Annotated in this window: 20 protein-coding genes; 6 read left to right on the top strand and 14 right to left on the bottom strand. The window is 67.8% G+C overall.

Going from position 1 to position 23,221, the window contains the following annotated elements; all coding sequences use genetic code 11:
- Nucleotides 1-85 precede the first annotated feature (85 nt).
- The gene (locus tag ACMGRF_RS18860) at nt 86-1,531 is read left to right on the top strand and encodes an FAD-dependent oxidoreductase (protein WP_049416089.1); all 1,446 of its coding nucleotides are present in this window, start codon (nt 86-88) and stop codon (nt 1,529-1,531) included.
- Here ACMGRF_RS18860 and ACMGRF_RS18855 read toward each other — a convergent pair.
- Nucleotides 1,517-3,925: a response regulator gene (locus ACMGRF_RS18855; RefSeq protein WP_049416087.1), complete on the bottom strand. Its 2,409-nt coding sequence runs from the start codon at nt 3,923-3,925 to the stop codon at nt 1,517-1,519. The genes ACMGRF_RS18860 and ACMGRF_RS18855 overlap by 15 nt on opposite strands.
- A gap of 167 nt (nt 3,926-4,092) precedes the next feature.
- On the opposite strand from ACMGRF_RS18855, the gene ACMGRF_RS18850 reads away from it, so the two are divergent.
- A complete protein-coding gene (locus ACMGRF_RS18850) occupies nt 4,093-4,959 on the top strand; it encodes a methylglyoxal synthase (RefSeq protein ID WP_049416084.1) in 867 nt (288 codons plus the stop codon).
- Nucleotides 4,960-5,115: 156 nt separating this feature from the next.
- On the opposite strand, the gene ACMGRF_RS18845 is transcribed toward ACMGRF_RS18850, so the two are convergent.
- Genes ACMGRF_RS18845 through ttcA form a run of 3 tightly spaced genes read right to left on the bottom strand, consistent with a single transcriptional unit; the run spans nt 5,116 to nt 7,817 of the window.
- Complete coding sequence (locus ACMGRF_RS18845) at nt 5,116-5,895, bottom strand: M48 family metallopeptidase (RefSeq protein ID WP_049416082.1); 780 nt, start codon at nt 5,893-5,895, stop codon at nt 5,116-5,118.
- A gap of 59 nt (nt 5,896-5,954) precedes the next feature.
- Nucleotides 5,955-6,860, bottom strand: a complete 906-nt coding sequence (locus ACMGRF_RS18840; RefSeq protein WP_005421064.1) for a recombination-associated protein RdgC — start codon at nt 6,858-6,860, stop codon at nt 5,955-5,957.
- A 36-nt stretch (nt 6,861-6,896) separates the two neighbouring features.
- Nucleotides 6,897-7,817: a tRNA 2-thiocytidine(32) synthetase TtcA gene (ttcA, locus tag ACMGRF_RS18835; RefSeq protein ID WP_170944947.1), complete on the bottom strand. Its 921-nt coding sequence runs from the start codon at nt 7,815-7,817 to the stop codon at nt 6,897-6,899.
- A 91-nt stretch (nt 7,818-7,908) separates the two neighbouring features.
- Here ttcA and ACMGRF_RS18830 point away from each other — a divergent pair, with 91 nt between their 5' ends.
- On the top strand, nt 7,909-8,112 hold the full coding sequence (locus ACMGRF_RS18830) for a YdcH family protein (protein WP_005421068.1): 204 nt from the start codon (nt 7,909-7,911) through the stop codon (nt 8,110-8,112).
- Nucleotides 8,113-8,200: 88 nt separating this feature from the next.
- On the opposite strand, the gene plsB is transcribed toward ACMGRF_RS18830, so the two are convergent.
- From plsB to ACMGRF_RS18805, 5 genes are all read right to left on the bottom strand, one after another.
- Nucleotides 8,201-10,837, bottom strand: coding sequence for a glycerol-3-phosphate 1-O-acyltransferase PlsB (gene plsB, locus ACMGRF_RS18825; RefSeq protein WP_049416076.1), 2,637 nt, complete (start codon nt 10,835-10,837; stop codon nt 8,201-8,203).
- On the bottom strand, nt 10,837-11,790 hold the full coding sequence (locus tag ACMGRF_RS18820; RefSeq protein ID WP_049416073.1) for a hypothetical protein: 954 nt from the start codon (nt 11,788-11,790) through the stop codon (nt 10,837-10,839). The genes plsB and ACMGRF_RS18820 overlap by 1 nt, the downstream gene beginning before the upstream one ends.
- A 269-nt stretch (nt 11,791-12,059) precedes the next feature.
- Entirely contained in the window at nt 12,060-12,881 is an 822-nt protein-coding gene (locus ACMGRF_RS18815; RefSeq protein ID WP_049416072.1) for a S1 family peptidase, read from the bottom strand.
- 218 nt (nt 12,882-13,099) lie between these two features.
- Nucleotides 13,100-13,825 carry an orotidine-5'-phosphate decarboxylase gene (gene pyrF, locus ACMGRF_RS18810; RefSeq protein ID WP_049416068.1) on the bottom strand — a complete coding sequence of 242 codons (726 nt, stop codon included), beginning with the start codon at nt 13,823-13,825 and terminating at the stop codon, nt 13,100-13,102.
- Nucleotides 13,822-14,745 carry a 5'-nucleotidase, lipoprotein e(P4) family gene (locus tag ACMGRF_RS18805; RefSeq protein WP_049416065.1) on the bottom strand — a complete coding sequence of 308 codons (924 nt, stop codon included), beginning with the start codon at nt 14,743-14,745 and terminating at the stop codon, nt 13,822-13,824. The genes pyrF and ACMGRF_RS18805 overlap by 4 nt, the downstream gene beginning before the upstream one ends.
- Before the next feature lie 101 nt (nt 14,746-14,846).
- Here ACMGRF_RS18805 and ACMGRF_RS18800 point away from each other — a divergent pair, with 101 nt between their 5' ends.
- Complete coding sequence (locus tag ACMGRF_RS18800; protein WP_049416063.1) at nt 14,847-15,500, top strand: YceH family protein; 654 nt, start codon at nt 14,847-14,849, stop codon at nt 15,498-15,500.
- Between the two features lie 72 nt (nt 15,501-15,572).
- Here the strand turns inward: ACMGRF_RS18800 and ACMGRF_RS18795 are convergent, their stop codons facing one another.
- From ACMGRF_RS18795 to ACMGRF_RS18780, 4 genes are all read right to left on the bottom strand, one after another.
- On the bottom strand, nt 15,573-16,100 hold the full coding sequence (locus ACMGRF_RS18795) for a GNAT family N-acetyltransferase (RefSeq protein ID WP_049416060.1): 528 nt from the start codon (nt 16,098-16,100) through the stop codon (nt 15,573-15,575).
- 91 nt (nt 16,101-16,191) lie between these two features.
- Complete coding sequence (locus ACMGRF_RS18790) at nt 16,192-16,677, bottom strand: DUF3592 domain-containing protein (RefSeq protein ID WP_080353004.1); 486 nt, start codon at nt 16,675-16,677, stop codon at nt 16,192-16,194.
- A 21-nt stretch (nt 16,678-16,698) separates the two neighbouring features.
- Complete coding sequence (locus ACMGRF_RS18785; protein ID WP_262257449.1) at nt 16,699-17,439, bottom strand: DUF3592 domain-containing protein; 741 nt, start codon at nt 17,437-17,439, stop codon at nt 16,699-16,701.
- Between the two features lie 107 nt (nt 17,440-17,546).
- Nucleotides 17,547-19,523: a UvrD-helicase domain-containing protein gene (locus ACMGRF_RS18780; RefSeq protein ID WP_049416054.1), complete on the bottom strand. Its 1,977-nt coding sequence runs from the start codon at nt 19,521-19,523 to the stop codon at nt 17,547-17,549.
- Nucleotides 19,524-19,622: 99 nt separating this feature from the next.
- Here ACMGRF_RS18780 and ACMGRF_RS18775 point away from each other — a divergent pair, with 99 nt between their 5' ends.
- Both ACMGRF_RS18775 and ACMGRF_RS18770 read left to right on the top strand, forming a co-directional pair.
- Nucleotides 19,623-20,294 carry an SEL1-like repeat protein gene (locus ACMGRF_RS18775; RefSeq protein WP_111191812.1) on the top strand — a complete coding sequence of 224 codons (672 nt, stop codon included), beginning with the start codon at nt 19,623-19,625 and terminating at the stop codon, nt 20,292-20,294.
- 125 nt (nt 20,295-20,419) lie between these two features.
- The gene (locus ACMGRF_RS18770; RefSeq protein WP_008264720.1) at nt 20,420-21,040 is read left to right on the top strand and encodes a thymidine kinase; all 621 of its coding nucleotides are present in this window, start codon (nt 20,420-20,422) and stop codon (nt 21,038-21,040) included.
- A 524-nt stretch (nt 21,041-21,564) separates the two neighbouring features.
- Here the strand turns inward: ACMGRF_RS18770 and ACMGRF_RS18765 are convergent.
- Complete coding sequence (locus ACMGRF_RS18765; protein ID WP_049416230.1) at nt 21,565-23,169, bottom strand: glucan biosynthesis protein; 1,605 nt, start codon at nt 23,167-23,169, stop codon at nt 21,565-21,567.
- Nucleotides 23,170-23,221 lie beyond the last annotated feature (52 nt).

Here is a 23,221-nt window from a genome sequence, read left to right as displayed (position 1 = left end):
CGGTAGTGCCGGCCGCTGGCCGGCATCCCAGGATCACGTAGTGCCGGCCGCTGGCCGGCATCCGGAAAACACCACAGAGTCCGCCATGAGCCGCAAGCACGCCTTCCAGTTCCTCGACCTGCCCCGCACCATGCCGCAGCGCATCCCGGTGGAACTGCGCACCTCCGGCGACTGGGGCGAGCTGTACGGCAAGTTCGGCAAGGAAGACGCCCAGTACCAGGCGGGCCGCTGCCTGGACTGCGGCAACCCCTACTGCAGCTGGAAGTGCCCGGTGCACAACGCCATTCCGCAGTGGCTGCAGCTGGTGCAGGAAAACCGCATCCACGAGGCCGCCACGCTGTGCCACAGCACCAACCCGCTGCCGGAAGTGTGCGGCCGGGTCTGCCCGCAGGATCGGCTGTGCGAAGGCAGCTGCACGCTGGAGGAATTCGGCGCGGTCACCATCGGCGCGGTGGAGAAGTACATCGTCGATACCGCACTGGCCAGTGGCTGGCGCCCGGACCTGGGCGCGGTGCAGCCGACCGGCCACAGTGTGGCGGTGATTGGTGCCGGCCCGGCCGGGCTGGCCTGTGCCGACCGCCTGGCACGCGCCGGCATTGCCGCCGTGGTCTACGACCGCTACGAGCAGATCGGTGGCCTGCTGCAGTTCGGCATTCCCAGCTTCAAGCTGGACAAGGACGTGATCCATCGCCGCCGTGAAGTACTGGAAGGCATGGGCGTGCAGTTCCGCCTCGGCGTGGAGATCGGCCGTGATGTCAGCGTGCAGCAGTTGCTGGACAGCCACGATGCGGTGTTCATCGGCACCGGCGCCTACCGCTATACCGATGGTGGCCTGGTCGGCCAGGACCTGAAGGGCGTGCTGCCGGCGCTGCCGTTCCTGGTGCAGAACAGCCGCATCGTCGGTGGCGATGATCCGAAGGGCCGGCCGATCGCCGGCTGGGAAGACACCATCGCCCTGCCCGACCTCAACGGCAAGCGCGTGGTGGTTCTGGGCGGAGGCGATACCGGTATGGACTGCGTGCGCAGTGCGGTGCGGCTGGGCGCGGCCAAGGTCACCTGCGCCTATCGCCGCGACGAAGCCAACATGCCCGGCAGCGCGCGCGAAGTCGCCAATGCACGCGAGGAAGGGGTGCGCTTCCTGTTCAACCGGCAGCCGCTGTCGATCGAAGCCGGCGCCGACGACGAGGTGATCGGCGTGACCGTGGTCGAGACCCGGCTGGGCGAGCCCGATGCCAATGGCCGCCAGAACGCGGTGCCGATCGAAGGCAGTGAATCGCTGCTGGAGGCAGACGTGGTGATCATCGCCTTCGGCTTCTCGCCGAGCGTGCCGGCGTGGCTGGCGGAACTGGGGGTGGAAGGCCAGCCCAATGGCCGCATCCTCGCCGGTGGCAGGGACCGCCTGCCGTTCCAGACCGCGCATCCACGCCTGTTCGCCGGTGGCGACGCGGTGCGTGGTGCCGATCTCGTGGTAACTGCGGTGGCCGAAGGCCGCGACGCCGCTGCCAGCATCGTCCGCCTACTGGCGCACTGAGTCCGGCAACAGCAGCACTTCCAGCAGCGCGCGCAGTTCGTGCGCCTCCACTGGCTTGGCCAGGAAGTGGTCGATGCCCGCCTCACGGCAGGCCTCGCGCGTGCGTTCCAGCACGCTGGCGGTCAACGCAATGATCGGCACCGGAGCACGGGCAGCGCGGGTATCGCGACGGATCGCGCGCGCCAGCGCGAAGCCATCCATGTGCGGCATATGGCAGTCGGTGATCACCAGGTCGAACGGTTGCGCCTGCCAGGCCTCCCATGCCTGCAGCCCGTCGCTACAGGTGTAGACCTGCAGCCCCAGCTCGCACAGGCGCTGCTCCAGCAGCTGCAGGTTGGTCGGATGGTCTTCGACAACCAGCAGCCGCGCCGGCGGCAGCGCCCGCGGCGCAGCCCTCGCGGGCACTGGTGCGTCCCTGGCTGCCACAGAGGCCGCCAGATCCAGATCCAGCCCTACCGTGGTGCCCTTGCCCTGCACGCTGCGCAGGTGCAGCTGCCCGCCCATCGATGCCGCCAGCTCACGGCAGATCGACAGGCCCAGCCCACTGCCGCCGAAGCGACGCGTGGTCGAGGTCTCGGCTTGTTCGTAGGCGGCGAACACCGCCTGCTGGCGCTCCACGCTGATGCCCACGCCCGTATCGGTCACCTGCAGGCGCAGTCGCTGGCCGCCGTCGCGCTGCTGCAGCACGTGGACCTGCAACACCACGCTTCCCTGCAGGGTGAACTTGAGCGCATTACCGGCCAGGTTGAACAGGACCTGCCGCAGGCGCAGCCCGTCAGCCAGCGACCAGGGCTGCAACGCCGGGTCGATCTCGCTGCACAGGTGCAGCCCGCGGCTGGCCGCGACGGGCATCAACAGCTGCTGCACCGCGCGCACCAGCGCCGCCAGATCGGTCGGACGCAGCTGCGGGGGCGCCGGCTGCAGACGCTGGCTGTGCAGCACATCGTCGAGGATCTGCCGCAGCATCTGCGCAGCGTCACCCACGGTGGTCAGCACCTCCCGCTGGCCCGCATCCAGGTCAGTGCCAGCCAGCCGCTCCAGCATGCCCAGCAGGGTGCTCATCGGCGTGCGGATCTGGTGGCTCATGGTCGCCAGGAAATGGCCCTTGGCCAGCGCCGCCTGCTCGGCCGCGCGGCGCGCCTCGGCCAACGCCGCTGCACGCGCCTGGGCTTCGCTGACGTCCATCCAGTAGCCGCTCCACTCCACGCTGCTGTCATCGCACGGCAACGGTCGTCCCTGTGATCGGACCCAGCGCCAGCCCTGCGCCGACCGGGTGCGGAAGGTAACGTCGATCGGACCGCGCACGAGCGCGGCCGCTTCGATGCTCGCCATCACCCGGCTGCGGTCACCGGCATGCACGGCCGCCAGCAGCTGCAGATGGTCGATCCGCTCAGTTTCCACGGCCACGCCGAACAGCGCCTGCACGTCGCCGGCGATCTGCGCCAGGCTGTAGTGGCCGGTTGCCGAACGGCGCGCCTGGTAGACCACCGCCGGCAGGTTCGCGGTGACTTCATGCAAGCGCTGCTCCAGTACCCGGCGACGCACGCTCTCGCGATGCACGCGCCAGTAGCCGAAGGCATGCAGCAGTATGAGCGCGAGCAGGATCAGCGACACCGGCACCAGCCAGCGCAGTGCCGAACCGGCGGGCCGCGCACGTGACAGGTCCGGCAGCCAGGCACTGCGAACCGACGCCCGACGCGCATCGCCCTCCCGCTGCAGCTCCCGGTCGAAGGCAGCGACCACCGCGGCGCAGGCCGGTACGGCGGCCAGCACCAGTGCATCGCCGAAGCCAGCGGGTGCTGCGATCACCAGAGGGTCACCCGGCACGGCGCGAAGCGCGGCTTCGACCTCAGCGAGATTGGCCACCACCGCATCGACCAGCCCGGCGCGCAGCAGTGACAGCGCGTGGTCCAGCGGCGCCGGTGCCAGCAGCTGCGCACCCGGGGCCTGTTCGGCCAGCAGTGCCTCCAGCGGTAGCCGGTCCGGACTGGCCACGCTGCGCCCACGCAGGTCCTCCAGCCCCAGCACGGCTGCCGCGCTCTCGCGCCGCACGATCACCTGTGGCACTTCCAGATAGGGGCTGCTGGCCACCCAGCCGGTCGGCAGCTGTGCGCGCGGCCAGCCCAGCAGCACCTGGGTGCCAGCCGGCAGCGGGTCATCGGTAAGCACCGCTGCGGGCAACGGCTGCGCATGCTGCAGCGCCTGCGGGCCCAGCAGCGGCAGGTAATCCGCAGCCACCCCCGCAAGGTCGCCCTGCACGCTGTATGACAGCGGCGGCCGATCGGAACGCCATGCCACCTGCAGTGGGCTCGCGCAGTCGGACGCAGCAGCGATGCCGGGCAGCAACAGCGATGCCATGACAGCGGCGACGGCGCGGCGGCCGGCGACATTCACGGTAGACATCCTCATTTCGCGGGCAGGAACCACGGCCGCGCAGCGGTACCGCTGCCAGCCACGCTAGCGAGGCGCGCTTCCGCGACAATGAGAAAAATTGGAAAAACATCCCTATCGGCGAATGCCGACATACACTGCCGCTTCTACCCGTCCCTACGGAGCGCTCGATGCGTATCGGCCTGGCCGCCAACCGTCTCCATCACCACGATGCGCGCGCCGCGCTGTTCCGCTGGCTGCGTGCCAGCGAGGCCGGGCTGCGTGAACTGGGGGTATCGCTGCACGCGGTCGGGCGCACCCACGATGCGATCGAACGGCAAGGCTTCCTGGCCGGCTACGGCGGCCTGCACCGGTATCCCTACGGACGCGAGGGTGGCCTGATGAAACTGGTGGCCGAAGTGGTTGGCATGGGGCCGGAGCGCACCCTGGACGGCGCGATCTACCTGATCGACCCGGTCGATCCTTCCTCGGTGTTTCCGGAGGCAACCGCGCTCAAGCGGCAGTGCGTGATCCACGGCAAGCCGTTCATTTCAACCGTGGCCACTGCGCGTGACTGGATCGAGGTGGAACGCGTCCACGCCGGGCTGGCCGCTGATGCCGGTGCCGACGATCTGCATGCCTTCCAGCACCAGACGCTGGCGCTGATCGCGCACGACGCGATGAAGCCGGCAATGCTGGCCTTCGCTGACGAGCACTTCGATGTGCTGGCACGGTTCGGCGAGCGCGTGGCGACCGGCACCACCGGCCAGCGCTTGAACGAACTGGCCTGGAGCCGCGGCTGGCCCAGCGATACGCCGTGGGTGACGCGCTACCAGAGTGGCCCGATGGGCGGCGATGCGCAGATTGCTGACCGTGTGCTGGAGGGGCGCTGCCAGCGCGCGATCTTCTTCGAGGACCCGCATGTGGCACGCCAGCACGAGGCCGATATCCAGCTGCTGGAGCGCGCGGTGACAACGGTGACCGACCAGGCGGTGTGCATCACCGCGCCGCGGGTGGCGGCGCGGTGGGCGGCCGCGGCGGCATTGCGGGCGGGGTGAGGGTTTCGGCCAACGGCTGAGTCCCTCGCGGTGGGTGGGGCTGCACGATCATGAGGTTGGGTCGCGCTTTTGCAGAGCCGAGCCGATGCTCGGCTGCTGTTGATCGCGAGGGCTGGATATCTGCGCCACCCGCGTCAGCCGAGCATCGGCTCGGCTCTACAGCAGCTGGCGAAGCATCGCCTTCAGTCGGCGCCCTTCCAGCTGGAAGTAATCGCGCTGTTCGCGCCAGGCGGGGAAGCGTTGTTCGACTTCATGCCAGAACGCGGGCGAATGATTCGGCTGGATCAGGTGGCAGAGTTCATGCACCAGCACGTACTCGAACGCTTCCGGACGACCGAGCACCAGGGCCAGGTCCAGGGCCATGCTGCCATCGGGGGCGAGCGAGCCCCACTGCGAGGACATCACCTTCAGGCGCAGGCGGCTGGGGGTGCGCGGCAGGGTGGGCAGGTACTTCGGCAGCCAGCGGCCGACGTCGGCGCGGGTCTGCGCTTCATAGAACTCGCGCAGCAGGCGGCGCAGGGTGGCGTCACCACCACGGGTCGGCCACTGCACGCAGGCGCCGTGCGCGTCGATCTCCAGCCGCGCGTAGCGACCTTCCTGCCAGCGCAGCGGCAGCAGTTCGCCGCGCAGGGGCAGCACGCCGTCTTCGCCGGGCTGCAGCGGTGGCGGCAGGCCCTGCCCCTGGTACTGCCGCAGCTGCAGCGCCAGCCAGTCGCGGTGCTGTTCCAGGAAGCGTTCGCCCATCACCAGGCTTGCGCGCGGCGGCAGGGTCAGGCGTGCGCCGCGCTCGTCCACGCTCAGCTTGATGCGGCGCGCGCGTGGATCGCGCACGCGCAGCACCTCGATCTCGGCATCCTCCAGGCGCAGGCGAACGGTATCGCGCTGTACGGTGGCGGGCGGGGTCGGAGTGATCAGGCGGCGCAGCAGACGGCTCATGCGCCCAGCATAGCGCTGCTTCGGGCCGCCGGATGACCGGCGACCGTCGGGCTGCCTGTTCAGTCAGCCTTGCTGAGCTTGAACGCTTCTTCCAGCAACAGGAACAGGCGGCGGATCTCGGCGCTCTGCAGGGCGAAGCGGGCATCGAACTCGGCACGGCGGCCGTCTTCGTCGGCATGCTCCAGCTGGTCCAGGGCGCCGTCGAGGAACTTCAGCTTGCGCACGATCAGGTCGTCGCCGATCACGAAGGACAGGTTGTCCTCGAAGATCAGCGCCAGCTTGGTCACCTGCTTGCCGGCGTCCAGGTGCTTGTCGATCTCGTCGCAGCGCAGTTCCTGGTGCTGGCACTTGACCACCGCGCCGCCTTCGACCGGATCCTTCATCTCGCACTCTTCGCCCAGGCTCAGCCCGGTCGGCAGCGGCTCGCCGGCGATCCAGCCGGTCAGGATCGAGCGCGGCGCGACTTCGGCGTTCAGCGGCATCGCCGGGAAGCTGCCGAGCAGCCCGCGGATGTCGGACATGAAGTATTCGCCGGTCTTGCGGCTGGAGGTATCCACCGCCACGTAGCCGTGCTGCAGGTCGATGAAGGCGTCGTTGCGCGAGGACTTCACGAAGGCGCGCGGCAGCAGTTCATGCAGCAGGTCGTCCTTCATGCGCTTGCGCTCGCGGCCACCCGGGCGCCGCCCTTCCTTCTCCTCGATCTCCTCCAGCTTGCGCTCGAGCAGGTCGTTGACCACCGCCGCCGGCAGGATCTTGTCCTCGCCGCCCACGGTCAGCCACAGGTGTTCGGCGATGCGGTGGGAGAGCAGTTCCTTCTCCTCGCGGCCGAACGGCGAAATGAAGCCGCGGGAATTCATTTCCAGCGCGCCAACAGGCTTGAGCACGGCGTGCGGCAGCAGGGTATCGACTTCGGAAAAATCGGTGGTGGTCGGGAAACGGAAGAACGTCAGGTTGCGAAAGAACATGGAATTCCGGATGGCGAAGAGGAAGGGCGACCGACCTTAAACGGTGGGCGTCTCGGGATCTGCGTCGGCGTCGGCCGGGGAGCCGGCCAGCCAGGCATGGGCGTCGGGCAGCGGCGTGTCGTCGCGACGGCCCAGCGCCATGAAGTCGAACAGGGTGGTGTCGGCCAGCTGCGAGGGCCGGACTTCACCCATGGCGCGCGCGATCTGCTCGATGCGGCCCGGATGGTCCTTCTCCCACTGCTTGAGCATCAGGCCGACCTGGCGGCGCTGCAGGTTCTCCTGGCTGCCGCACAGGTTGCAGGGAATGATCGGGAACTGGCGTGCCTGCGCGTAGTCGACGATGTCGCTCTCGCGCACGTAGGCCAGTGGCCGGATCACCACGTGCCTGCCGTCGTCGCTGCGCAGCTTCGGCGGCATGCCCGCCAGCTTGGCGTGGTGGAACAGGTTCATGAAGAACGTGGCCACCATGTCGTCGCGGTGGTGGCCCAGCGCGATCTTGGTGAAACCGTGGGTCTCAGCGTAGTTGTACAGCGCGCCACGACGCAGGCGCGAGCACAGCGAACACATCGTCTTGCCCTCCGGGATGACCCGGCTGACCACCGAATAGGTGTCCTGCTCGATGATGTGGTACGGCACGCCCAGCCCTGCCAGGTATTCCGGCAGGATGTGCTCGGGGAAGCCCGGCTGCTTCTGGTCCAGGTTCACCGCCACCAGCTCGAACGGCACCGGCGCCTTTTTCTGCAGCTGCAGCAGCACGTCCAGCAGGGTGTAGCTGTCCTTGCCGCCGGACAGGCAGACCATCACCTTGTCGCCGGCCTCGATCATGCCGAAGTCGGCAATCGCCTCGCCGACCTGGCGGCGCAGGCGCTTGGCCAGCTTGTGCTGCTCGCGCTCGGCCACGCGCGGATCGCGGGCGGCGCGCGGCTGGGGATCGGGAAGGGAAATCACGGCACTCATGGGTTCCATTCTAACGGCTCGGAGCCGCCCCGGCCGGGGGTCGAGTTTCCCCTCTCCCGGCAGTCATCAACGCTGTGTATGCTCGGAGGCTGTGGATACCTACAGCCCCGCCGAGATCGTCGAGCACCTCGCCGCCCTGCGCGCCGAGCATCGCCTGCTGGATGAACAGATCACCCGCATGGCGGCCAACGGCGAGGACGAACTGGAAGCCAAGCGCCTGAAGCGGCGCAAGCTGCAGCTGAAGGACTGCATCGCCAGGCTGGAAAGCCTGCAGATTCCCGACGAGCCGGCCTGAGCCGGGTTCGGATGGGTGCCAACCCTGGTTGGCACGGCTGGAAGGTGTGGACCGAGGTCCACACCCACCGCATTGCCCGGCGCTGCCTTCAATCCTGCGGCGCAGGCTCGTCCGGGCGCGCTGCTTCCGGGCTGACCCGCTCGATGGTGTGGCGCAGCTCGCGCCCCAGGATGAACTTGGCGTCCTTGGCCCAGGCATCCAGGCGTTCGTCGAACAGCAGCTTGCTGTTCTCGTCCGGCCACACCAGGCGCAGTTCGCGCAGCTTCTGGATGAAGCCACGGAACAGGGCCTTGTCGAAGAACTCGGGAGCGGCCGGCGCATAGAGCAGGCTCAGGCGCTGCGCGGCCTGCTGGCACAGGCTTTCCAGCTCGGCCGCGCCGAGCACGCCGGGGCCGTTCTTCACCAGCACCGAGATGGCGATGTAGTAGCGCTCGAACGCCTGCTGCAGCGAATGGCCGATCGCCCGCAGGCGGAACACCTCGTCGGTCTGCCCGGTGTTGCGCGCCAGGATGCCGCCGTCGTCATCGTTGACGTTCTGCAGCAGGCCTTCGCGCACGAACACGTCGATGGTGCGGTCAATGCGCTGCGCGAACTCGTCCTCGCTCCACGGCAGGAACAGCTCGGCCTGCAGGAACGGGTACACCGTGCGGCCCAGCTGGACCAGGCCGGTACGGCTCATGCGGCGGTTGTTCTGGAAGCAGCAAGCCACCCACGACGAGGCGGTGAACAGGTGCACCACGTTGTTGCGGAAGTAGCTCAGCAGCACCGCGGTGTCGCCGCTGACGCTGAGCACATCGCCCAGCGGATGCTTGATGCGGGTGAGGACGTTGATTTCCTCGGCATGGGCGATGATCCGCTCCGGCGAGTGCGGGGTCACCGTCACCCGGTCCGAGTACGGCATCTCGACCAGCAGCGTCTTGCAAAGTTCGATCTGCGCGATCAGGTCGGCCTCGCCCATCGCGTGCTTCGGCGTCGACAGCAGGGCCAGCGCCAGCAGGTTGATCGGGTTGACGTCGGCGGCGCCATTGATGCGCACCTGGATGCGTTCGGCCAGCGTATCCACCGTGGTCGACAGCCAGGCTGGCTTCTCGTCCTCGGACACCGCCTCGCCCTTCCACTCCGGGGCCTTCTCGGCCAGCACGTCGTTCAGCGCGATCGGCTCGCCGAAGTTCACCACCACCTGGCCGTAGTTCTGCTTGAGCACCTTGGGGATGCCCCACAGCAGCGACCAGATCGATTCCTTTTCCTTTGGCCGGCCGGACAGTTCGTCCAGGTAGCTGCCGCCCTCCATCAGCTTCTCGTAGCCGATGTAGATGGGCTGGAACAGTACCGGCTTGCGCGGCTGGCGCAGGAATGCACGCAGCGTCATCGAGATCATGCCGCCCTTGGGCTGCAGCAGGCGCCCGGTACGCGAGCGGCCGCCTTCGACGAAGTACTCCAGCGAGTAGCCACCGGCCACCAGCTGCGCGACGTACTCACTGAGCACCGCAGAGTACAGCGCATTGCCACGGATCGAACGGCGGATGAAGAACGCACCGCCCTTGCGCAGCAGGGTGCCGACCACCGGCAGGTTCAGGTTGATGCCGGCCACGATGTGCGGCGGCACGATGCCACGGTCGTACAGCAGGTAGGACAGCAGCAGGTAGTCCATGTGGCTGCGGTGGCTGGGCACGTAGACCACTTCGTGGCCCGGCGCGGCGGCCTTGAACTTGTCCAGGTGGTGTACCAGCACGCCCGCATAGATGCGGTTCCACACGTGGCTGAGCATGAAGCTGGCCGAGCGCACGACCGGGCTGGAATAGTCCGCAGCGATTTCCCAGGCGTAGGCGTGTGCCTTCTTCCAGGCATCGGCCGGCTTCGAGTTGTCGCGCTTGGCCTGTGCGGCGATCGCTTCGCGGACCGGCTCGGCGGCCAGCACCTGGTCCACCAGCAGGCGCCGGGTCGACAGGTCCGGGCCGATCACCGATTCACGGATGCGGCGGAAATGGGTGCGCAGCACGCGCTGCAGCTTGCGCACCGTGCGCTCCGGTTCCAGGCCTTCGTCGACGGTGCTGCGCAGCGAGATCGGCGGAGCGAAGCGCACGATGGTATTGCGCCCGTTCAGCAGAAGCCCCAGCAGGCGGCGGAAGCGGCCCACCAGCGCCCAGTTTTCCGAGAACAGCACCGCGAACCAGCCGCTCTGCTTGTCCGGCGCGCGGCCGACGAAGATCGACACCGGCACCAGGTGCACGTCCAGGTCATCGCGCACGCGGTGCGCCTGCAGGACCTTGGCCAGCGAATCGGAGTGGGTCTTGGCGCCGCGCTGCTCGGGAATCAGCGAGTTGCTGGAGCTGCGCCGCGACAGCGCCAGGTAGGCGCGCTTGCGGCCGGTCGGATCACCGGCCAGCGGCACCAGCGGCGACGGCAGGCCGGCCTGGCGGCAGGCCTTGTCCAGGATCAGCGCGTTGGACAGGCCGTAGTCTTCCAGCACGTACATGACCGGGCGGCCATCGTTGTACTGGCCCGGGTCTTCCGGTTCGATCTTCAGCGACAGCCACGGCTCGACCAGGCGACCGAGCAGGCGGGCCCACAGTGGACGGCGTCCGGCCGGACGCGCGTGCGCGGGCGGCGGTACCGGGTTCGGGCCGGTACCGGTCGAGGGGGACGCCGACACCGTATCGGCGGGCGTCGACTGGGATTCTTCGCCGGGGAACGGCAGCGGGTTCTGTTTCGACATCGGCGCCATTATGGCTTAGGCGGCGGTGTTGCCGCTTCCCCACCCTCGGCGGGGGCTTCAGCCGGTGCTGGCGACGCCGCCGCGCGGGCCGCATCGGCCTTGCGCAGCAGCGCGTCGGTGTCGGCCAGGGTGCGGGTCAGATACCAGTGGCCCTCGCGCCGGCTCAGTGGCAGCTGCAGGGTCATCTCGCGACCGGCCAGGTCGTAGTGCAGGCGCACCAGCGCATTGTCGCCCTGCACCGACAGCAGTTCGCCGCGCACGCTGCGCAGCGCGTCGTCCACGCCGAGTCCGTAGCTGCCCAGCACCGCCTTGAGGGTGTGGATGAACGGCGCCAGCTGCTGCAGGCTGCCTTCCATGCCGGCCGCCTGCAGGCCGGCTTCATCATCGAAGCCGACCTTGCTGGCGGCGCCGACCAGCGCGGCGATGGTGCTGCGGGCACGTGCGCGGTCGCTGATGGGGGCAGCCTGCGCCCACCCCGCCAGGGTCTCGACCAGGGCGATGTAGTGGGCCTGCTGGCTGGGCGTGTAGCCCTTCTGGTGGCGCAGGTACTGCACACCGAAGTTGCCCATCGACTGTGCGGCCTGGCGCACGGCGCCGGCCTGGCCAGCCAGCTGGCGATCGAAGCTGCGCTGCAGTTCGGCGCTGGCACCGGGCTTGCGCAGTGCGGCCAGCATCGGCAGCAGCTGGTCGCCCAGTGGCAGCTCGGTCAGCGGCCACTGGCTGTGGCCTTCCACCCACGCCTGCTGCAGGCGCTGGTACTGGGCCGGCGGCACCGACAGCTTTGCGTAGCCGACCAGATCATCTTCGGCCAGGCGCAACGCCATCGCCTGTACTGCAGCCACCGGCTCGGCCGCCGGCCTGGCCGGATCGTTGGCAGACTCGCGGCACCCCGCCACGGCCAGCAGCAGCATGGCCGCCAGCCCCCATCCACGCGCAGACTTTCCTCGCACCGCCACGCTCATGCACTCGGACTCCCCGGACCGGCCCGCATCTTGCGGCCTGCGACGTGACAGCGGCAAGCCGGGACGTCACGGTTTCCAGCCAAGGGGGCCACCGGGATAAAAAAAGAGCCCGGATCACGGGGATCGCAGGCTCTTCAAGCCGGCACGGGGCCGGAGGACAGTGTTGTGGCGCATGTCCGGTCAAGGACCGGATGGCGGCGATCCTACGCTGCCGCCCAAGTTAAGGCAACACTTTACGTAATGCATTGTATCTATTTGATTTTAATGGATCAGTCCCGTTGCCAAACCGCCTCAATGAAATCTACGGCATGTTTTTCGGCGATTCGGGCATAAACCCCGGGATAGCCGGCCAGCGCGCACCCCTCGCCCCAGCTGACGATGCCGAACTGGGTCCAGCCCTCGCGCAGGCGCAGCAGCAGCGGGCCACCGGAATCGCCCTGGCAGCTGTCCACGCCTTCACGGCCGGCGCAGATCACCTTGCCGCGTGCGAGTTCACCGCCGTAGGCCTGCTGGCAGTCACTGAAGGACACGAACGGCACCTGCGCGGTCTGCAGCTGGGTGGGGTAGATCCGGCCATCGCCGATGTCGGTGTCGCCCCAGCCAATCACGGTGAACTCGCGGCCCGGCTTGAGGTAGCCGGCGTCGGGCCGCAGCCGCAGTGCCACCGGCTGTGCGCCATCCAGGGGCGCGCTCAGCTGGACCAGGGCAACGTCGTGTTCGAGCGAATTGCCGCTGTTGAAGGCCGGATGGACGTGGATCGCCTTGACGTTGGACGGTCGTGGCGCGGCGTCGGTGGACAGGGTCGTGACCTTGCCGACAACGGCGATGCCACCAGGCGCTTCGCCCTGCACGCAGTGCGCGGCCGTCAGCACCCACGAGGGTGAGATGAGGGTGCCCCCGCAGAAGTGGCGGTCGTGGTCCGAATCGCCGTCGAAAATGCCCTGGATGCTGACCATGAACGGGTACTCGCCGGCGAGTGCCGCTTCGCCGCCGATCACGCGCGGCGCATCGCGCACCTGTGGCGCAGCAAAGGCGGGTACGGCGGACGCGGCCAACAGCAGGCCGATGAACAAAGAGGTGCTGCGATACATTTCCCTGTACTCCTCTGTCGATGGTTGGAACCGGCGCGGCCGCGGTCCGTACCGGTGCATCGATTGGGGAGCAGTGGAGAGGCCCGCAGCGCGAACCTGCGCACAGTTCTCGTGGCTGGCGCTGCGTGCGACAGATGCAGCCCCACAAATGCGAACGCCATCCCGCATGGATCGGGATGGCGTTCGTGGTGCCAGCGTGATCGGCGTCGGCTGTGGGCTCAGCGTGCAGCCAGAGCCGACGCGATTTCCTGCTGGATCGCCCGCGCTGCGGCCTGCGGATCGGCGGCCAGGCGGATCGGGCGACCGACCACGATGGCATCGGCGCCATCGGCAAAGGCCTGCGCTACGCCAACGGTACGCTTCTGGTCATCGCCGACCGGGCCACCGGGGCGGATGCCCGGACAGACGATGGAGAATCCGCTGCCGGTGGCAGCGCGGATCGGGCCGGCTTCCTGGCCCGAAGCGATCACGCCATCGATGCCGGCGGCCTGGGCGGCCAGCGCGCGCTCGACCACCACGTCCACCGGTTCGCGGTCGATGCCCATCCGTGCGAGGTCGGGGCGACCCATCGAGGTCAGCACGGTCACTGCCAGCAGGCGCATGTCGCCGCTGTTGGCGGCCGCGCACGCCTCCATCATGGCCGGGTGCCAGCCATGGATGGTGGCGTAGCTGACCGGCCACTGCGACAGGCGCTTGATCACCGCCGCAGCGGTGGCCGGAATGTCGAAGAACTTCAGGTCGACGAACACGCGCTTGTCGCGGCGGGCCAGCTCATCAAGCACCTGGAAGTACTCGCCGGAGGCGAGCAGTTCCATGCCGATCTTGTAGAAGGCCACGCTGTCGCCAAGGCGGTCGACCCACTCCAGCGCCTGCGCGCGGTCAGGCACGTCCAGCGCGAAGATCAGGCGCTCGTCGTCGCGCAGCGGCAGCGGTGCGCGGCTCATGGTGCGTAGTCCAGGGCGGCGCGCTTGGCGTCGTGGCGGGCCTGGCGCGACTGGCTGTAATCGTTGTTGAACTGCGCCGGCTCGAAGCCACCGTAGGTCGGGTTCGGCAGCATCCACCAGCGCTCGCCGAACCAGTCGTGGTACTGCTGCAGCAGGGCGTCACGGCCTTCGTTGGTGTTGGCGGTCACTTCCACGAAGTCACCCAACTGGTCGCCGAACTGCATCAGCACGCGGTACTTCTGCCCGGCCAGGCGGCGGCGGCAGTTCTTCTCGCTGCCGGCCTGCTCGCAACCCTCGACCACGGTGCCCAGGCCCAGGAACACGCTGTCATCGGCCACCGGCAGGCCCTGCTCGCGCAGGTTGGCCAGGGTCGCGTCCTTCAGGTGCACGGCACGGTTGGAGATGTACAGCAGGGTCACGCCCTTGGCGTTGGCCGCCTTGGCGAAATCAACCACGCCCGGGATCGCCTTGGCCTTCTTTTCGGCCACCCACTGGTCCCAGCTCAGCTCGTCGTATTCCTTGCCGTCGCGCACCAGGCGCGCCTGGTAGGGCGAGTTGTCCAGCACGGTCTCGTCCACGTCCAGCACCACGGCCGGCTTCAGGCCCTTGGCCTCGTTGCCGCGTTCTTCCGGCACCAGTGCGTCCCAGTGGGCCTCCTTCAGCGCGGCATCCAGGTGGTCGGCGGCGGCACGATAGGTCTGCTCGGTGATGGCCTTGTACTCCTGCGCGCGCTGCATCCACAGCACCGCATTGAGATTGTCGTTGGCGGTCGCATCAAGCGCGCCATCGGCCTTGGCAGCGGCAGCGGGCGCCTGCGGGGCAGCGGCTTCGGCGGCAGGCGCCTCCACGCGCTTGCAGGCGGACAGGCCCAGCGCCGCGGTAGCGAGCAGGGTCAGGGACAGGGAAACGGGACGACGCATGGATTCACCGGCAATCAGATATACCGGCGCATTTTACCGGCAAAGGCGGCCCCGGGACGGCTATGCTTGGCGGTTGACCCGTTGCCCTTCCGGAGGCCGCCATGACCGATTCCGTCCAGACCCCCGACGTCCCCCTGCTCGACGCCGTGCAGGCCCGCCTGCTGGGCTGCCTGGTGGAAAAGGAGGCGACCACCCCGGACACCTACCCGTTGACCGTCAATGCCGCCCAATCGGCAGCCAACCAGAAGACCGCCCGCGAGCCGGTGATGAACGTGGACGCCGGCAGCGTGCAGCATGCGCTGCGCCAGCTGGAAGCACTGGGCCTGGCGCGCCAGCACTTCTCCTCGCGCGCCGACCGCTACGAGCACCGCCTGCAGGCCGCGCTGGACCTGACCCGGCAGCAGACCGTGCTGCTGGCACTGCTGTTGCTGCGCGGCCCACAGACCCTGGGCGAGCTGGTGTCGCGCAGCGAGCGTCTGTACCGGTTTGCGGATATCGACGAAGCCCGCCACGCCGTCGAGCGCCTGCAGCAGCGCGCGCTGCTGGTGGTGCTGCCGCGCGCCAGCGGCCAGCGCGAAGACCGCTACATGCACCTGCTGTGCGGTGAAGTGGACGGCGCGGCGTTGGCAGCAAAGTACGCCAGCAGTGGCGGTGGCAGCGGCGATGCGGCCGATCCGGGCCTGGCCGAGCGCGTGGCCCAGCTGGAAGCGGCCGTGGCCGAGCTGCAGGCACAACTGGCCGAACTGCGCGGTTGAACGTCCACATCCGGTAGTGCCGGCCGCTGGCCGGCAACCCGGTGATGCCTGGATGCCGGCCAGCGGCCGGCACTACCCGACCTGCGCCGCCCCCGGCGTGGCATACAGGCGGCTGGCGCTTTCGATGCCCGGCAACTGGATCACCCCGCGCTCCAGCATGCCCAGGCCCAGCAGGATCTTCCCGGACACCACGTTGTCCAGGTCGGTGATGCCATACAGATCGTGCAGGCCCAGCGCTCCGCGTGCATGCGCGAACACCGCCCGCGCTGCCTCGCTGGCATAGCCCTGCCCGGCGAACTGCGAAAGCACCGCATAGCCGATATCCGGCCCCGGCAGGCCGTCACGCCGCACCAGCCCGGCATTGCCCACCCAGGCACCATCGGACAGCCGCTCGATGGCATACATGCCGAAGCCGTTCAAGGCGTAGCTGTGCAGCACGCGCAGCGCGATGTACTCCCGCGCCTGTTCCTCGCTGTGCACGTTGCGGTCGCCGATGAAGCGCACGAAGCCTGGATCATTGAGCAATGCCAGCATCGGCGCAGCATCCCGGTCTGGTTCCAGGCGGCGCAGCCGCAGGCGTTCGCTTTCGATGGGATGCATGGGTGGGCTCCGGAAGGAATACCTCGATTTTGCAACGCCAGCGCCCGCCGTGCAGCACGCTCAGGCCAAGTGGGCCACTACGATGCCCAGCCTAGCCATATGCCCCGTCACGCTGGCCGAACAGGATCGGCCAGTAGCGCACGCACAGGCGATGGACGCATGCGGCGATCAGGCAGAACCCCATGCCCATCAGCGCCAACAGCAGCGGTGCGCCCCAGCGCAATCCCGGGTGCTGGATACGAGCCTTGGAAGGCATGCCGCCGGGATATAGCACCTGTACCTGTTCGCCGACCACGTACAGTGGTGCCCCGGTAGCAAAGGACGCGGTGAACTGAATCATCTGCCCCTGTGCGGTCTGGAACCTCACCACCGGGCGATGCAGGGTGATGTCACGTGCGGGCATCCCCTCCATTTCCGACCGGGCATCCTCTGCCTGGACGGCCACGACCGTTCCGGTTACGGAAACGGCCTTGCGCGCGAAACGCTGGACGTCCACGAACAGCCAGGCGGCGGCCAGAAGGATCAGCAGGCCCACGGCAAAGAAGAACAGCAAAAAACATCTGAGGAGGGTGGGCATGGTGCTGGCCGGGTTGATCGATCAGCGTGCAGGTGCCGGCGCTGATCGAATGAAGGAGATATCGACATGGTAGTGGCGCGGATTGCCCGGCATGACATGGACATCCAGTTCACGCCCACTCACCTGTGCACGGGGATCGGCCCAGAGATACGCACTGTGGAAGACATGCCATCGAGTGGTTTCAGGATCGCGCCAGGCGCAGACGATGACGAACGGATGCCTTCCCCCCGAGAATACTCCGCGATCGCGCTTGATCGCCCGGACCTTGGCTTGCACCCGTGTCCCGTGGCGAAGGAGCTGCCTGCGCCGCCATGCCCTCGCCGCCTGCGGCAGGTGCAGAAGTCCCACCCCCAGCAAGAATGGGCCGCCGGTCACTCCCAGTATGACGCTCAGGCCCCAGGGTGATGAGAGCGAACGCACCAGGGCCTTGTCCGGGCGGTCCGGCAGGTACAGCACATCTACATGATCGCCCGTCATGTAGGCACGATGGCGGGTACGACCTGCGAAGAACCGCATCACTTGCCCGCTGCTGGTAGTGAAGTCCACCCAGTACAGGAACTTCACCCCTGAAGTGCGCGAACCACCGCGATCAACGCTGACGGCATCCACATGGGTGATCCTGCCATCGGCAATGACCGCCGCATCGAGGAAGCGCCTGGCCCCAACGTAGGCCAGAAGCGCTGAAACAAGCAGGACCAGGCCCAGCCCGAGGAAGGTACGGGTGAGAACAGCAGGGATATCGTTGGACACGATGAAAGACACGGCGCGCACTTCGGGTGCGCTCACACTAGGCCTTAACCCGATGCAGGCTCAAGGCCAGAAGCGTCAATCGGACGGATTGGAATACCACTTTAGTGGCTTTTCGATCCTCAATCGAACAGCGCCTCGATCGCGGCCAACCCCGCCGTCGCGCGCTCCTTCTTCCGCGCCGCATCCGCCACCGGGTCCGCGCCATCGCGCTGGATCTCCTCGGCCGGAATCTCCTCGAAGAACCGGCTCGGCTTCAGGCGTACGTGTTCGCCGAACTTGCGCGTCAGCTTGCTGTAGCTCATCCACAGCTGGATCTTGGCGCGGGTGATGCCCACGTACAGCAGGCGCCGTTCTTCCTGCAGGTTGCCCTCGTCCAGGCTGACCTGGTGCGGCAGCACGCCGTCTTCGCAGCCGACGATGAACACGTACGGGAATTCCAGGCCCTTGGAAGCGTGCAGGGTCATCATGCGCACCTGGTTGCCGCCCTCGTCCTTGTCGCTGCGCGACAGCAGCGCCAGCTGGCCGGCCAGGTCGGCGGCGGTTGCACCGCGCGGGCCGCCCTCGAACCACTGCGCCAGTTCCTCGATGTTGTTTGCGCGGCGCTGGTAGCTGGCCTCTTCCTTGGCCTGCTGGCGCAGCTCGCTCAGCAACCCGGATTCCTTGGCCACCTTGCGGATCATGTCGCCGGACGTCACCTGGCGCATCTGTGCACGCAGGTCGCGCAGGATGTCGGTGAAGCGCGCCAGGCTGTTGGCCGCGCGCGGTGGGAGCTGCTGCAGGGCACCGATGGTTTCTGCCACATGCGCCATCGGCATGTCCTTTTCCTGGGCCAGCTCGGCCAGCTTGGCCAGCGTGCCGGCACCGACGTCGCGCTTGGGCGACTGCACCGCACGCATGAACGCGGTGTCGTCATCCGGGTTCACCAGCAGGCGCAGCCAGGCCAGGGTGTCCTTCACTTCCTGGCGTTCCAGGAACATGGTGCCGCCGGTCAGGTGATAGGGAATGCGCAGCAGCTGCATCGCCTTTTCCAGCGGGCGCGACTGGAAGTTGCCACGGAACAGGATGCAGAAGTCACTCCACGGCACGTTGCGCGATTGCGCCACGAAGGCGATCTCGGCGGCGACCTTCTCCGCTTCGTGTTCGCTGTTGCGGCATTCCCACACCCGGATGCGCTCGCCGTCGGCCTGGTCGCTCCACAGCTTCTTCAGGTGCTCATGCGGATTGTTGGCGATCAGCGCGTTGGCGGCGCGCAGCACGCGGTTGGAGCAGCGGTAGTTCTGCTCCAGCTTGATGATTTCCAGCGTGGGGTAATCGCGCCCCATCTGCTGCAGGTTTTCGGGATTGGCGCCACGCCAGGCGTAGATCGACTGGTCATCGTCGCCGACGCAGGTGAAGTTGCCCTTCTCGCCGGCCAGCTGCTTGAGCAGGCGGTATTGCGCGTCGTTGGTGTCCTGGCATTCGTCCACCAGCAGGTAGCCGATGCGCTCGCGCCAGGCCAGGGCGATCTCGGGGTTTTCTTCCAGGATCTGCACGGGCAGGCGGATCAGGTCATCGAAATCGACCGCATTGAACGCGGTCAGCCGCAACTGGTAGCGCTCGTAGACGCTGGCCGCTTCCTTCTCCCGGTTGCTGCGTGCGGCGGCCATCGCCTGCTCGGGCGACAGGCCGGCGTTCTTCGCGCGCGACACCAGGTTCTTCATGTCCTCGATGTCGTCGGGCTTGGCCCCGTGCATCAGGTCCTTGATCTGCGCAGCGGCATCGTCGGCGTCGAAGATCGAGAATCCACGCTTCAGGCCCACCGCCGCGTGCTCGATCTGCAGGAACTTCAGGCCCAGCGCATGGAAGGTGCAGATGGTCACCTCGTCAGCGTCCTGCTCGCGCAGGCGCTTGGCCACACGCTCGCGCATTTCCTTGGCCGACTTGTTGGTGAAGGTGATCGCCGCGATGCGGCGTGCCGGGTAGCGGCCACAGCTGATCAGGTGGGCGATCTTTTCCACGATCACGCGCGTCTTGCCGCTGCCCGCGCCGGCGAGCACCAGCAGCGGACCTTCGATGTGCAGGACGGCGGCGGCTTGGGGGGGATTGAGACCGTGCATGGGGACAGGATTGTAGCGGGGTGCCGGCGGGCCGACCTGACTTGCATGACGCATGGCCGTAAGGTATTGAGTCGACACCGGAACACAGGAGCGTGGTCCATGTCCTTGAACATCATCGCCCGCCCGTTGGTGGCCACCCTGCTGGGCCTGCTGGCCGTGCCTGCGGCCGGGTCCAGCCCGGCACCGCCTGCCGACGCCTATGAAGCGATCGTGCTGCAGTCGCACGAGTTTCTTGTCTACCATCCGGACCTGCGCTTCCGTGGGCTCGGCATGCAGGCCCGCGAGCGGGGCCGCCACGAAGAAGCCCGCAACGACTTCCGCAATGCCGCGCGCTACGGCGACAAGCTGTCACAGGCAGCGCTGGCCGACATGCTCTGGAACGGGCAAGGCGGTCCGGTCGACCGCGCCCTGGGCTATGCATGGATGGACCTGGCGGCCGAGCGCGGCACCGAGTGGCTGGTGGTACAGCGCGAGCGCTTCTGGGAGGCGCTGTCCGCCGACGAGCGCGAGCGCGCGGTGCGCGAGGGCCGCGCGCTGTATGCCGAGTTCGGCGACCCGGCGGCGACGCCGCGGCTGGAACGTGAACTGCGGGCCGGCAGCATGCAGCAGACCGGCAGCCGCGCCGGCTGGAACGGCGCCATGCGCAGCCAGGGCCGTGGCGATGCCGGGGTCCGTGTGCTGCAACCGGAAAAGCACCAGCTGGCCCGCTACTGGGACCCGGTGGCCTACCGGCAATGGCAGGACGAGGCGCTGGCCAGATCGGGGCGATGAGCCACGCCTGCCAGGCCATCGTTGCCTCGGCGCTGCATGGCACCGGGATACGCGACAGCTGGCACGTGATCGCCCGGCCACGGCCGATCCGCGACGGCGGGCCGGGTGGCGACTAGAATTGGCCGATGGCCAAGCTCTACTTCTACTACTCGGCGATGAACGCCGGCAAGACCACCACCCTGCTGCAGAGCGCGCACAACTACCGCGAGCGCGGCATGCGGGTGGCGATCCTGACCCCACGCCTGGACGATCGTGCCGGCGCCGGCGTGGTCGCCTCGCGGATCGGCCTGCGCGCTGACGGCATGGCCTTCGACCGCGATACCGACCTGCAGCGCTGGGTGGAGCAGGATCTGGCAGCCAACGGCCCGATGGGCTGCGTGCTGGTGGACGAGGCGCAGTTCCTGACCCGCGCCCAGGTCTGGCAGCTCAGCGAGGTGGTCGACCAGCTGCGCATTCCGGTGCTGTGCTACGGCCTGCGCACCGACTTCCGCGGCGAGCTGTTCGAAGGCAGCCAGTACCTGCTGGCCTGGGCCGACGAGATGCAGGAGATCAAGACCATCTGCCACAGCGGCAAGAAGGCGACGATGACCGTGCGCGTGGACGAGCATGGTCACGCCGTGCAGGACGGCCCGCAGGTGGAGATCGGTGGCAACGACCGCTACGTATCGGTCAGCCGCGCGGAGTTCAAGAAGATCACGCGCGGTGAAGGCCGGATCGACCCGGCGCAGGCGCCCCTGCCGCTGTAAGCGGTGTTCTTTTGCAGGGCTTGCAGCCCTGCACCCGCGGTAGTGCCGGCCGCTGGCCGGCAACAGCAACAGCAAGAGCTGGCATTGCGTGTGATGGCGGGGCGGTGTCGGAGTGCGGGGACGCTGCAAGTACGTCCCTGTAAGCTTGGCAGCCGCATCCATGCGGCTGACACCCCGCACTCCGACACCGCCCGCCTCTGACAGATTTCCGCAGCTGTTGGTAGGTGTCGACCTTGGTCGACACATCTGTCAGATATCGAATGAAATTCCGGGGTCAGATCCGTTTTCCTTCGGGAAACGGATCTGACCCCAAGAGCAATTCCCACAGATCGCGGAGATCTGTCGAAGGCGGGGTGGGTCCGGTTGAGGGGGCGTGAGCGCCATGGATGGCGCGACCGAGGCTACATGGACGTATTTACGCCGCCCCCCCCTCAACCGGACCCACCCCGCCATCCCACGGAATGCCCGCTTTTGACGTTGACGTTGACGTCAGCAGGTGCAGGGCTGCAAGCCCTGCCCCCCTCTTAGTACAGCGTGCGCTCCGGCGCTCCGGCCGGCGGCGGGGTGTACTGGTATAGCCAGGTCTCGGTGAGGGTCTTGCCACCACTGCGCAGGAACAGGCGGATGTCGATCTGCTCGGTACTGCCTTCCGGCGGCACCAGGTCGAACATCGCGCGGTAGCCGTTGATCTCGCGCAGCGGGCGCGCCGACACGATCTCGACCCGGCCACGGCTGGCTTCCACCACCGCTTCGACCTCGGCCTTGTCGATCAGCCTGGCCAGTTCGCCACCTTCGAAGTCCACCGCGAAGCGCCAGCTGAAGTACTCACGCTTCTTGCCGACCACGCCGCCCAGGCCGGTGCGGCTGGCCACGCACTGCGCCAGCGGCGGGCGCGCCGGCGGTTCGGCGCCCCAGTACAGGCGGTAGCCGACCAGCAGCTCCTGGCCCGGCTGCGGCTTTTCCTTCGGGTTCCAGAACGCCACGATGTTGTCGAAGGTCTCGTCCACGGTGGGAATCTCCACCAGCTGCACCGAGCCCTCGCCCCATTCGCCCTTCGGCTCCACCCACAGGCACGGGCGCTTCTCGTAGAACACGCCGTCGTCCTGGTAATGGTCGAAGTTGCGGTCGCGTTGCAGCAGGCCGAAGCCGCGCGGGTTGCGGTCCACGAACATGTTGAAGCGCAGGTTGCGCGGGTTCAGCAGCGGGCGCCAGATCCATTCGCCGGCACCGGTCCACAGCGACAGGCCATCGGTATCGTGGATCTCCGGGCGCCAGTCCCAGCCCATGCGGCGGTCGTTCTCGCCCACCTGGTACATGCTGGTGCACGGGGCGATGCCCAACCGCTCGATCGCCTTGCGCGGGTACAGCGCGCTGTCGATGTCCATCAGCAGCACGTCACCGTTGGTGATCGCGAAGCGATAGGCACCGGCCACGCTGGGCGAATCCAGCAGGCCATAGACCACGATCGTGTCCGAATCAGCCGACGGCTGTTCCAGGTAGTAGGCGATGAAATCCGGGAATTCCTCCGGCTTGCCCATGCCGGTGTCGATCGCCAGGCCACGCGCGGACTGGCCGTACTGGCCTTCCTTGCCGACCGCGCGGAAGTAGCTGGCGCCCAGGAAGGCGGCGAAGTCGCGGTCGGTATCCTTGCGGGTGTTCAGGCGGAAGCCGGCGAAGCCGAGGTCGGCCGGCAGCTCGCCATCCTTGATGCCGCTCTTGCCGTAGTTGAACGCCGCGCCGTCATACGCCAGTTCCTGCGCCTTGCCGTCGACCACGTCGAACATGCGCACCGGCGAATGGAAGTACAGGCCCAGGTGGAAGAACTTGGCCTGGAACTTGCCCGGCTGGTCGGCCCACAGCGCATGGTCCTGGCGGTAGCCGATCGACTGGTACTGGTCCCAGTCCAGTCCTTCCAGACGGCCCGGCAGCACCCGCTTGTGACTCTTGTAGGGCGCCTGTGCCAGCGCGCGCGCCTGGCCCTTCAGGGTGGCGAAGTCGAACGGTTGCGGCTGGCCGAGGCGGCGCAGGCCCATCTGGCCGCTCCGGCTGGCCGCGCACGCGGGCAGGGACGGCAGGCCGAATGCAGCCAGGGCGAGGGAGGCATTGCGGATGAAGTCGCGTCGTTGCATGCAGGCGCGTCAGGCACAGGAAGGAAGGTCGGCCATCATAGGCAGACAAACG

Source organism: Stenotrophomonas sp. EMP41 (genome assembly GCF_047495535.1).
GTDB lineage: Bacteria > Pseudomonadota > Gammaproteobacteria > Xanthomonadales > Xanthomonadaceae > Stenotrophomonas > Stenotrophomonas sepilia.
Note: the sequence above shows the minus strand (reverse complement) of the source record. Positions and strands in the feature narration are given on the sequence as shown.

Coding starts and splice junctions, on each gene's coding strand:
- ACMGRF_RS18860 (WP_049416089.1), top strand. CDS start 86: ATGAGCCGCAAGCACGCCTTCCAGTTCCTCGACCTGCCCCGCACCATG.
- ACMGRF_RS18850 (WP_049416084.1), top strand. CDS start 4,093: ATGCGTATCGGCCTGGCCGCCAACCGTCTCCATCACCACGATGCGCGC.
- ACMGRF_RS18845 (WP_049416082.1), bottom strand. CDS start 5,895: ATGAGCCGTCTGCTGCGCCGCCTGATCACTCCGACCCCGCCCGCCACC.
- ACMGRF_RS18840 (WP_005421064.1), bottom strand. CDS start 6,860: ATGTTCTTTCGCAACCTGACGTTCTTCCGTTTCCCGACCACCACCGAT.
- ttcA (WP_170944947.1), bottom strand. CDS start 7,817: ATGAGTGCCGTGATTTCCCTTCCCGATCCCCAGCCGCGCGCCGCCCGC.
- plsB (WP_049416076.1), bottom strand. CDS start 10,837: ATGGCGCCGATGTCGAAACAGAACCCGCTGCCGTTCCCCGGCGAAGAA.
- ACMGRF_RS18820 (WP_049416073.1), bottom strand. CDS start 11,790: ATGAGCGTGGCGGTGCGAGGAAAGTCTGCGCGTGGATGGGGGCTGGCG.
- ACMGRF_RS18815 (WP_049416072.1), bottom strand. CDS start 12,881: ATGTATCGCAGCACCTCTTTGTTCATCGGCCTGCTGTTGGCCGCGTCC.
- pyrF (WP_049416068.1), bottom strand. CDS start 13,825: ATGAGCCGCGCACCGCTGCCGCTGCGCGACGACGAGCGCCTGATCTTC.
- ACMGRF_RS18805 (WP_049416065.1), bottom strand. CDS start 14,745: ATGCGTCGTCCCGTTTCCCTGTCCCTGACCCTGCTCGCTACCGCGGCG.
- ACMGRF_RS18800 (WP_049416063.1), top strand. CDS start 14,847: ATGACCGATTCCGTCCAGACCCCCGACGTCCCCCTGCTCGACGCCGTG.
- ACMGRF_RS18795 (WP_049416060.1), bottom strand. CDS start 16,100: ATGCATCCCATCGAAAGCGAACGCCTGCGGCTGCGCCGCCTGGAACCA.
- ACMGRF_RS18790 (WP_080353004.1), bottom strand. CDS start 16,677: ATGCCCACCCTCCTCAGATGTTTTTTGCTGTTCTTCTTTGCCGTGGGC.
- ACMGRF_RS18780 (WP_049416054.1), bottom strand. CDS start 19,523: ATGCACGGTCTCAATCCCCCCCAAGCCGCCGCCGTCCTGCACATCGAA.
- ACMGRF_RS18775 (WP_111191812.1), top strand. CDS start 19,623: ATGTCCTTGAACATCATCGCCCGCCCGTTGGTGGCCACCCTGCTGGGC.
- ACMGRF_RS18770 (WP_008264720.1), top strand. CDS start 20,420: ATGGCCAAGCTCTACTTCTACTACTCGGCGATGAACGCCGGCAAGACC.
- ACMGRF_RS18765 (WP_049416230.1), bottom strand. CDS start 23,169: ATGCAACGACGCGACTTCATCCGCAATGCCTCCCTCGCCCTGGCTGCA.